This window comes from Aquimarina atlantica (assembly GCF_000626715.1).
Taxonomy (GTDB): Bacteria; Bacteroidota; Bacteroidia; order Flavobacteriales; family Flavobacteriaceae; genus Aquimarina; species Aquimarina atlantica.
In genome coordinates, this window is the sequence record NZ_AQRA01000025.1 from 1 (window position 1) to 9335 (window position 9335).

The window sequence follows — 9335 nt, forward strand, 5'->3', positions numbered from 1 at the left end:
GTCCCTGGTATGCATACCTGTAGGGTTCATTAGTGATCTTACGGTTAGGCATTGGCATCCCAAAGGAAAACTAATCAAATGCTTTTTTTTGATCGGTTTACCTAATTTCCTTAGTACCTTTCTTCCACATTTTTTTAAAGAACGTATTGCCTTTCAGCTTGGGTAAAGATAGTAAAATTCCGATTCCTATCGCCATCGCTACCACCAAAGCTATATGTACATAATTGGTAGTTATACCCGCTCTTCGCATACTCAGGGTCTATAACGCAATTATGTAGCAATAGCCCCACACAGACTGCTACTATTGAGGGTTTAAGATTTTAATGATCAAGTTTACGCGGTCGTTCAATCGGCACTATGCCTACCACTTCTAAAGCGGAAGAACCCGGCAGCATTTGCCCTCGCTGTTATTCCGCTTTAGAAGCGCAATACGTATGCATACGGTTTATATACGACTCATATACGTAATATCGTCGAGTTTAGATTCTGAGTAAGATCGATTAATCTTGAAGCTGAAGTGCGCAAAGGCTGCAAGCGTAGTGCTTCAGCTTCAAGATTGATCATAGCTATCTGGCGATTGAAGATAAGCTGCGTTGCACGCAAAAACAAAGGCGTAGCCATAGCGGAGAGGAGCAACCGACGTAGACCGGGAGTGTAACGAAGGGATGCGCCAGACGATTTTTATGTTTTCCGATTTATCAAAATATAATCTTCAACATAAATAATCGGCTAGGCTGCGACCAAGCGGCGGAGCCAATGAAGCAGCGGTTTTGCTTAACTTCTTATCTGTGGCATTGCCACTCCTTATTGTTTTTAAGCAAAAAAGTAGCTGCGGGTGATAGAGGAACAGAACAAGGCTATTTATTTGTAGTGGAAGCTGACGACCGAAGGTGAGGAAGTTGCAACGGTATGGAACAAGTGCTTTTTCTGCACTTATGGAATAACAAAAAATAGCTTGTGGCGTGACGAAAGAACTCCTTATTACAGCTTATGGGCAAAAACGTAATGTAATGGAGTGTGCGCCCATAATAACTTGCCGAGCCGATAGGCGAGACTCTTGAATTTTTAGTACTATTTGTCTTTTTGGATATAATTTGGATACAAATTATATCCAAAAAAACACGACCATCTTCGATAATCCTGTTTTTGTTTCTTGAAGTTTATAATTTAATAATCTAATGGATCTCTACTGGTATGGCGAACTCTAATGATTCTGATTTCTGTTTTAGTAACCTGATAAGCAACCCGTAAACTGAACTTTTCAAAAGCCCTGATATCTCCTTTGTTATTTTTTCGATACTTATCTAAAGGATAAATGGTAGGTTGATCTTTTAATGCCTCTGCCATATCAAAAATAGTATCCCTCACTTTATTAGCAGATTGGAGTGAGTCTTTTTTAATATGGTTATAGTTTTTGTTTAAGTGATCAAGAGCTCCTTTGCGCCAAATAACTTTTACCATTTATTTGCTATTTTTCGGGCTTCTTCGTGAGTATAAAATTCCCCCTTTTCGATTTCTGCAATAGCTTCGTCAATATCTTTATTATATTCCTCTATGGTATCTCTACCAACTTGTTCTTTTTTTAGAATTTTCTCAAGCTTATCCATAACACTAGCTTTATCTACTTTAAAAAGCTCTCGGATAAATTCATATTTTCTTGCTTGTAAATCCATAATATTCATTTTTACATTCATAACAAAGATAGTTTAATATACTAATATTTTTAAGTTTTGCATTGCTAACACACATATTTTTAGTGATCAAGCATATTTTTTTTAAAGCCATTAAAAGCTGTTTCAGTTTTTTAAAAGTTTTAGGAGTATGAGTAATTATTTCTTTTCTAGTTCTAAATCATCAAATTCTCTGCGTTGATCAATTTCAGCTATGGCAACCAGTATTTTACTGATCCAGTACATATTGTCCTTGATACTCCTGTTGGTAGAAAAATTATCTTCCGTTTGGCTCAGCAAACTAAGGTTATCTAACAAAGTATCTTGCATAAAACGTAATTCCCCTAGCTCTGTGATTGGGATTTTGATGTAAGTTTTTGGTAATTTCATAATGATATCTTTAATAGTTATACGTATAGTTTTTACCCTATTGGGTGGTATGTATTAATATCGTCCTGTAAACCTTCCAGATCATTGATTAAATAGGCTTCTGTAGAACTTACGTATCTATGTCCTGCCATATATTGCGCTTCTCTTAGATTATAGTTCTTTAACCAATGGGTAATGACCGAAGTCCGGATTTGTTTAAGGCTTTCTATTTTTCTGCTTTGCTTACGTAGTTGCTGCATTAGTTTTTGCATAACGTTTTGCAACTCTAAACTACTTCCGCTAGTAACAAAAAACAGGTCAGTTTCTTTCTGGGTTTCTGATAATATGGTAGGTCTGGTTTGTAAGGTATATTCCATAATATCCAATATTTGGTGGGATTCTAATTTTAAAGTTCTTTCGTTACTTCTTCTAGTGGCTGCGATGTAAATGTTACCTTCACGCAGTTTTATATCTGGGATGGTCAGTTTTTTAAGTTCTGTAGTGGTCAAGCCTTGGTAGACTAGCAAACTCACAATAATTTCATTACGTTTTTCGGACGGACTTTTACTTGATAATTCTTTGTAATCGTAATAGATTCTCTCAAGTTCTTGTTTGTCAAGGATATGGCATAGGTTTCTGCGCTTGATGCCTTTAATATCAATATTGGTGGTCGGATTGTCATTTCTTAATCCTCTTTTTATGACCCATTTGTAATAGTGATTTAAACTGTTGATATAGGATTGTATGGCTCGACTGCTTACATTTTTGTTCCGTAAATGTTGGATATAACCTAATAAATCCCTGTAGGTAGTTTGTTCAACTTCTATTTGATGTGTATCTGTCCAAACAATAAAAGCAAGTAAGTTCTTTTGATACGTAGCTGTAGTTTTAGTACTAAAACCTTTGGATAACAAGTAGTTTTTAAAGGTTTTCATCTTGTTGGGCTATTAAGTGAGTATAAATTTGAGTGCTTTCTAAACTGGTGTGTCCTAAAAATCTACTGATATTTTCTAATGGCATTCCGTTGGCAAGTAGATGTGTAGCAATACTGTGGCGTAATACGTGTAAGCGTACATTTTTCTCTTGTAATACAATATCATCAGTTCGTTGTTGTAATATCTTTAGCCGTATAGCGATGGATTGTGCCATAAGCTGTTTACCTCGTTCACCTATAAAAAAGGCACTTTCTGTTTTGTCTTTTATCAGTATTGGTCTACCATCATATACATATTCTTCTAGATAGTTTAGATTCATTTTGTTGATGGGTACAAACCGCTCTTTATTAGCTTTCCCTTTTCTGACGTGGAGTATCTGTCGATCAAAATTAATATCATTGACCTGTAAATGATAGCCTTCATTTCTACGTAATCCACAACCGTAAAAGATGGTCAGTATCGCACAGTCACGTAAGGCAATCGCTTCAAAAAAGTATTCGGGTTTGGCGTGTTTTACATTTCTGGGGTAATATCTTGTAGCTTTGTAGAGTAATTTTACTTCTTGTGGTGTGAGTGTTTCGATAGTTCCTGTATCGTCTTGCTCCCAATCAATTGTCAGTTTAGGAAGGATAATTCTACCGTTTTGACGTAAATAGTCTGTAAACTTGTAAAGTGCCTGTAAATGTTTATTTAAACTGCCATTGCTTAATGCTCCGCCTTTTCGATCATTACTACGTAATTTTAAACAGTTGTAGTATTCCTTGATGATTTGATTATCCAATTGTTTGATATGATTGATGTTGTTTTGTTCCAGATAATAGAGTAATTCCCGTATATGATTTGGGAGGTTGTAAACAGTAGATTCTGCATAGCCCAAAATATCTAACCATTCTTTAAAAGAGGCTTCTAAGTATTGGTAATTTTCGTTTTTAAGGTGTAGTTTTCTCATGCCTTATATACTTTTTCTTGGAACTGCGGAACAATTGATTTAACTAATTGTTTTTGTTTTGGTTATCCGTTCCATTTTAGATTTGGAACGCTGTGGAACGACGGAACGTGGCGAGTCGCCACAGACAATATCTTTAATCTTATTTAGGCAATCATCTAAAACCGTTTGTATCTGTACTTCTAATTCTTGGTATTCTTTCTCATTGGTCAGTTTGCAGCGATTGGTTTGTTTTCCTTTTTGTTTAATGATCTGTATTAAATAACTATCTGTTAATTGTTTATGATACCGCCATTGGGTAGTTTTTGGTAATCGTAATTGCTTACGGATTTCTAATGCGGTAAAATCCTTTTTCTTCTTCGCTTTTAAATACCCTTTTAAGGATTCTAAGTAATTACGGCAACTACCAGTAAGTTCATCGCTTTTATGTAGTAATACTTCTTTGAGTAATTTATTGGCATTTTCGATATCTTCTAATGTCGTTTCTATATAAATTTCGCCACTCTGGCTGTCGACCTTCGACTCTCGTTGGTATTGATAGTAAAAAGTAATGGCTTCTATAAATTGTAAATAATGGTTGTTGGTTCTTCTTGGTTTAAATACTGCCGATGGCAGACATAAATATTCTGCAAAAGGGTTTCGTATCGTTATTGGTTTTAAAACCCGTTGTGTGTTTTGTAAAAACTCTTGTATTTCTGTCTGCTCATAAAAATTGATCTCGCCACTAGATATTTGTCTTTGGTAGATCATTATTTTCTCATCTTGTTCTGGACTTTCATCTAGGTAGAGTAAAAAACTACGATTGGCGTTATCCTCGTAGATTTGTTCTTTGGTAGTACATCCTGCTACGCATACAGGGCCTTCTACAACCAAGTATTTGGTTTGGGTTTCGCCTTTGTGATTTTTACTGGCAATAGTTTTTACGATACGTTTTTTAGTTTGTAGCTCTCGTAATGGATAGAGTGCATTTTCTGCGCCGTCCAGATCTTCGATTAGGATTACTTTGTGTTTGAGTTCGTGGCGTTGAAAGTAATAAAATGAGTTCTCCGATAAACTGGTCAGGCTCAGCCTGTCTTCTTCGGGGATCAATTCTCCAACAGAGGTCTGTAAATGTGTTTTTCCTGTTCCGCTACTACCAAGACTTACAACATGTAAAGGTTGTTCCCGTTTTCTGCTTGTAAAGATGATATACATTAACAAACGGTTCACTTCTTCGCCAATAACGCCAGACTTTCCAATAAGTTCGTTGGTCTGTTGTAGTAAATCTGGTTGCTTTAAGAAGGTTTCTGCTACTTCTTTCTCTACTAGATTTAACTTTTTGACCTTGGGTTTTAGATTTTCCTCTTTTTGTTTAATCAGGTTTAACCTGTATTTTTCTAGTTCTTCTGTCAGTTCTGATAAACTGGCTGCAATAACACTCGTACCGATTTCTAACTTTTCGGCACATTTTCTTATGAACTTCTCTAACTGTGTATCGTTATATAAATCTAAGTTGTGCCGTACTGGTGGTCGGCTGCTTTTTTGTAACTGTACTTTTAGGGTGGTACGCATCCTGTCCAGTCCTTCTAACTTAATACCGCCCAATACGGTTAATTGTAATATTTCGTTTTCGTAAATGAGTTGATCTGTGTTATCAATCTGTAATTTGTTCATAACTCCCTAAATCTTACTATTTAGGTTCAAATATACCTAAATCGTTTTAAAAAACAACTCAATCAATTGTTTTTAAACCTGAATAAGTCCTCTATATTTGTAAAAACACACTATTTAAGGTAGATTTATGATTATGAAGTTTGCAGAAAGGTTACAAGAATTACGAAAAAAGAACAAGTTCTCACAGGAAGAACTCGCTAAACAGGTAGATATACATGTTAATGTTTTAGGGAGGTATGAGCGTGGAGATTCTAACCCGTCTATAGAGACTGCTACAAAACTTGCCGATTCGCTTAATGTATCTTTAGATTTTTTGGTAGGCAAAACAGAATTACTCGTTGATGAATCGATTACTAATAAAATCCTGACCATACAAAAACTACCAGAAAAAGATCGTGAACATATCCTATTTGCTCTTGATGCTATGATACGGGATGCTAAAGCTCGACTGGCTTATTCTTAAAATCAAAATAACCTCCTTAAAATGACTGTTTCATTATCTTTGCTATAGTTTTATCTTAAAAAAATACTAATACTAGTGATTGATCAAGGTTTGAACTTTAATATTTTCAATATCATTATTTTAATAGGTATTTTTCAAGGTCCGATATTTGCTTTGATTGTCTTTTTTAATAAAAATTATAGATTTCTTGCCAACTACTTTTTAGTATCCACCGCATTAGCACTTTCTTTCAACAATTTTCAATATTGGCTTTTGGATACAGGAATGGTGAACGAATTGTACTTCCAAATACCTTTTGAATTTTTAATAATGTCAATGTTTTATCCATTTGTAGACGAATATTTACAAATAAAATCCCCCAAGAAAATAATCTTAGCTATTATTGTTCCATTTTTTACAAGCTTTATATTTCGTTTGATAATGAAATTTGGTCTGATTACATTATCAAATGATTTAATCCATATTCTTTTAACTTTAGAAGAGTATTTATCATTAGTGTTTTCTGTATCTATGATTACCATCATATTGATTAAAATTCATAAGTATGAAAAAGCAAAAACTGATTTTAATTTATCAGAGATAAAAGCAAAAACTAAATGGTTAAAACAAGCTTTAGTTTTTGGGATAATTATATGTGTATTCTGGGTTTTTGTAATCCAAGACAATATCGCTCGGTTTGAAGACGATTTGAGTAAATATTATCCATTATGGATTATTATCTCAATTTTGGTGTATTGGATTGTTTATAAAGGTATAATCGAAACACAAATATTTAATCAGAGAATAGAGATAAGAAATGATACTATTGAATTCACATATAATGGACAAAAAACAGCATACATCAACGATGACTTTTTTTTAGAAATCAAAAGTTTTATAATTAATGAAAAGCTGTATTTAAACCCTAATTTAAATCTTGATCTGGTTGCAGAAAAATTTAATGTTAGCATAGGGCATCTCTCCAAAACAGTTAATAAAAATGCAAATCAAAGTTTTACCGACTTTGTTAATCAATTACGGGTTAATGAATCAAAAAAAATGCTTTTAAACCCTAATTATAAAAATTACACAATAGAAGCGATTGGTTATGAATCGGGATTCTATTCGAAATCTAATTTTTATGCCGCTTTTAAGAAAGAGACAAACCAAACACCTTCAGCTTTTCGTTTAAGAAAATAAGTTTGTCCTGTATTCTGATGTAGACAATATTCAGGACTTTGTATTCTCTATTTTTTTTATGAAAGGGCAATTGTGTCCTGTATTTTGATCTGCTTAATATTTAGCACACCTTTCTATCTTCTCACTCTTATTTTTGAGTCAATCAAAAGTTAAGGATTTATAATCGTAAAAGAATATCAATTATGGGAAACAAAAAAAATGATATTATTTTGGAGGGTATCATAACAGGTGATAAAATCATTCTTTCTGATTTTTATAAACAAAGTACCCGCTATGTTAGAAGGTATATTATACAAAATTCAGGATGTGAACAAGATGTAGAAGATATAGTTCAAGATGCCTTAATATTGATCTACCAAAAATTAACCAAAGACACTCTAGAACTCAACTGTTCTATCTACACCTATTTTTATGGGGTTTGTAAAAATATCTGGAGAAATCGGTTACGACGAAAAAAGAAAATAACCTTAGGCGAAGCATTTATTACAGAAAATAACGAATGCTTTGATGATTCCATTATCGATGATATAGAAAAGAATGAGCAAGAACATCTGTATCGAAAATATTTTTTAAAACTTAATGATTCAAACAAAAAACTGTTGAATCATTATTTCGAAGGAAAAAGTATGAGAGAAATTGCTAATCTAATGGGATATTCTGAAGGGTATGTCAGAAAAAAGAAGTTCGAAGCAAAGAAAAGGTTATTGGAAATAATAGAACAAAACTCTTCTTATTTTGAATTAAAGGCATGTGAATAAGGATTTTTCTTGAAAACACAAAGTACAGGAGATACTTGTTCTATATCTCCTGTATATTATGTCTTATAATTTAGAGGATTCATCCCATATTTTTATCTTTCCTATGGAATTCCACTTCCTTGAACTATTATCAAATTTAGACAGATCGACCGTTAAAGTATCCTTAATAAAAGGTTTTTTGAGCAATATGACACCATTATCTTTATAAGTATTAATAGTATCATTCATATGAACGTTAAAACTTATTTGTTGAGTAGTATCTCTTATAGGTAATGATATTTGATATGGATGATCTGTTTCATTTAAAACAATTGTTTCTTGGCTACTATGTTTACCATAAGAAAATCCTTTCTCTACAAATACATTTAAATCAAAAGAATAATTAATTGAATCTAATTCTATAGAGTATTCCAAATCTTTCACAAAAACACCTCGTTTCTTTGAAGAAATTATATCTCCATATGTATATCTCCTATACTTCCATTTCTCATAGCCATACCACCCAGAAAAAGAATTAATTATCAAGAACCCAATGAGAAAGATAATGATTATAGCTATTAAAATTTTAAAACTAGTTTTCATAAATTAAAAAATTATTTAATTACCATTTTCTTTTCCAATTTCAATTAAATCTCCGACAACTAAGATGTTTTTATTTTGTTTCCTCAAATAATTATTCATATCATTAAAATAAGTTCCTGGCTGGAGTCTAAGTCGATGAAACCAAACATTAGGGGTTAGCTCGTCAAATCCAAAATCTAAATACCTATACCAAGATAACTCTTTGCCTAGCCTATGTTCTAAAGCACCTCTAAGTGCACTTTGAGGAGGATCTATACAAGATGAACCTGGACCACAAATTCCATAAGTTTTTCTATCTGCTTGAGTAGTTGCCGCTTTATATGCGGCAATATCTTCTTGTGATGTTGTAGTAATTCTTATTGCCTTATCATAATTATGATGTTCTTTGGTATTAGATTTTTGAACTAATGCAATTATCTCATTAGCTGTTAGACCAGTTCCTCTAAAATCATTTCCAGTTTTTGTTGCTGGATCATATGGTATATTACCTAGGTCAGCATTTTTAGCACTCCCCCAAGGAGAGGAGCCATCTCCTGTACCATTATTAGATATATAGCGCCAACCATCTTTATCATTCCCAATTAAAACAGCAGCGTGACCTAATCCACCAACGGCTTCAGAATCTGTCAAAATAATTATATCACCTCCATCAGGGTCAACTGCGACTGTAGGCATATTCCCCATCCCAAGATACGGGCTATAAAACTCACCCGCTGGATCCGTAGTCAACCATCTACCAATCCTTGCATCCCACAATCTCAGCTCAAACGCTTCCTTCCC

General features: G+C 33.5%; 11 protein-coding genes. 3 read left to right on the forward strand and 8 right to left on the reverse strand.

The annotated features are described in order from the left end of the window. Nucleotides 1–1167: 1167 nt before the first annotated feature. The 6 genes from ATO12_RS24365 to ATO12_RS24390 all read right to left on the reverse strand — a co-directional run bounded on the left by ATO12_RS24365 (nt 1168) and on the right by ATO12_RS24390 (nt 5573). Entirely contained in the window at nt 1168–1461 is a 294-nt protein-coding gene (locus tag ATO12_RS24365) for a type II toxin-antitoxin system RelE/ParE family toxin (protein WP_034247671.1), read from the reverse strand. After that, entirely contained in the window at nt 1455–1673 is a 219-nt protein-coding gene (locus ATO12_RS24370) for a hypothetical protein (RefSeq protein ID WP_131248899.1), read from the reverse strand. The genes ATO12_RS24365 and ATO12_RS24370 overlap by 7 nt, the downstream gene beginning before the upstream one ends. A 156-nt stretch (nt 1674–1829) precedes the next feature. Next, entirely contained in the window at nt 1830–2060 is a 231-nt protein-coding gene (locus tag ATO12_RS24375) for a hypothetical protein (protein ID WP_034247675.1), read from the reverse strand. Nucleotides 2061–2092: 32 nt separating this feature from the next. Next, a complete protein-coding gene (locus ATO12_RS24380; protein ID WP_034247677.1) occupies nt 2093–2974 on the reverse strand; it encodes a tyrosine-type recombinase/integrase in 882 nt (293 codons plus the stop codon). Further along, entirely contained in the window at nt 2961–3923 is a 963-nt protein-coding gene (locus ATO12_RS24385) for a tyrosine-type recombinase/integrase (RefSeq protein ID WP_034247679.1), read from the reverse strand. The genes ATO12_RS24380 and ATO12_RS24385 overlap by 14 nt, the downstream gene beginning before the upstream one ends. Nucleotides 3924–3962: 39 nt before the next feature. Then, nucleotides 3963–5573, reverse strand: a complete 1611-nt coding sequence (locus ATO12_RS24390; RefSeq protein WP_034247680.1) for a hypothetical protein — start codon at nt 5571–5573, stop codon at nt 3963–3965. Between the two features lie 133 nt (nt 5574–5706). On the opposite strand from ATO12_RS24390, the gene ATO12_RS24395 reads away from it, so the two are divergent. The 3 genes from ATO12_RS24395 to ATO12_RS24405 all read left to right on the forward strand — a co-directional run bounded on the left by ATO12_RS24395 (nt 5707) and on the right by ATO12_RS24405 (nt 7973). Beyond that, nucleotides 5707–6036 (forward strand): helix-turn-helix domain-containing protein, encoded by a 330-nt coding sequence (locus tag ATO12_RS24395; RefSeq protein WP_034247682.1) that lies wholly within the window; start codon nt 5707–5709, stop codon nt 6034–6036. Nucleotides 6037–6111: 75 nt separating this feature from the next. Beyond that, nucleotides 6112–7215, forward strand: coding sequence for a helix-turn-helix domain-containing protein (locus ATO12_RS24400; protein ID WP_034247683.1), 1104 nt, complete (start codon nt 6112–6114; stop codon nt 7213–7215). Nucleotides 7216–7397: 182 nt separating this feature from the next. Continuing rightward, entirely contained in the window at nt 7398–7973 is a 576-nt protein-coding gene (locus ATO12_RS24405; RefSeq protein ID WP_034247685.1) for an RNA polymerase sigma factor, read from the forward strand. A 63-nt stretch (nt 7974–8036) separates the two neighbouring features. Here the strand turns inward: ATO12_RS24405 and ATO12_RS24410 are convergent, their stop codons facing one another. After that, a complete protein-coding gene (locus tag ATO12_RS24410) occupies nt 8037–8555 on the reverse strand; it encodes a hypothetical protein (protein ID WP_034247687.1) in 519 nt (172 codons plus the stop codon). A gap of 15 nt (nt 8556–8570) precedes the next feature. Beyond that, a partial coding sequence (locus ATO12_RS26290; RefSeq protein WP_205625263.1) for a hypothetical protein occupies nt 8571–9335 on the reverse strand: 765 nt, incomplete at its 5' end.

What these genes read in the sequence shown, in the direction of transcription:
- ATO12_RS24365 (WP_034247671.1), bottom strand. Translation starts at nt 1,461, where the DNA reads ATGGTAAAAGTTATTTGGCGCAAAGGAGCTCTTGATCACTTAAACAAA.
- ATO12_RS24370 (WP_131248899.1), bottom strand. Translation starts at nt 1,673, where the DNA reads ATGGATTTACAAGCAAGAAAATATGAATTTATCCGAGAGCTTTTTAAA.
- ATO12_RS24375 (WP_034247675.1), bottom strand. Translation starts at nt 2,060, where the DNA reads ATGAAATTACCAAAAACTTACATCAAAATCCCAATCACAGAGCTAGGG.
- ATO12_RS24380 (WP_034247677.1), bottom strand. Translation starts at nt 2,974, where the DNA reads ATGAAAACCTTTAAAAACTACTTGTTATCCAAAGGTTTTAGTACTAAA.
- ATO12_RS24385 (WP_034247679.1), bottom strand. Translation starts at nt 3,923, where the DNA reads ATGAGAAAACTACACCTTAAAAACGAAAATTACCAATACTTAGAAGCC.
- ATO12_RS24390 (WP_034247680.1), bottom strand. Translation starts at nt 5,573, where the DNA reads ATGAACAAATTACAGATTGATAACACAGATCAACTCATTTACGAAAAC.
- ATO12_RS24395 (WP_034247682.1), top strand. Translation starts at nt 5,707, where the DNA reads ATGAAGTTTGCAGAAAGGTTACAAGAATTACGAAAAAAGAACAAGTTC.
- ATO12_RS24405 (WP_034247685.1), top strand. Translation starts at nt 7,398, where the DNA reads ATGGGAAACAAAAAAAATGATATTATTTTGGAGGGTATCATAACAGGT.
- ATO12_RS24410 (WP_034247687.1), bottom strand. Translation starts at nt 8,555, where the DNA reads ATGAAAACTAGTTTTAAAATTTTAATAGCTATAATCATTATCTTTCTC.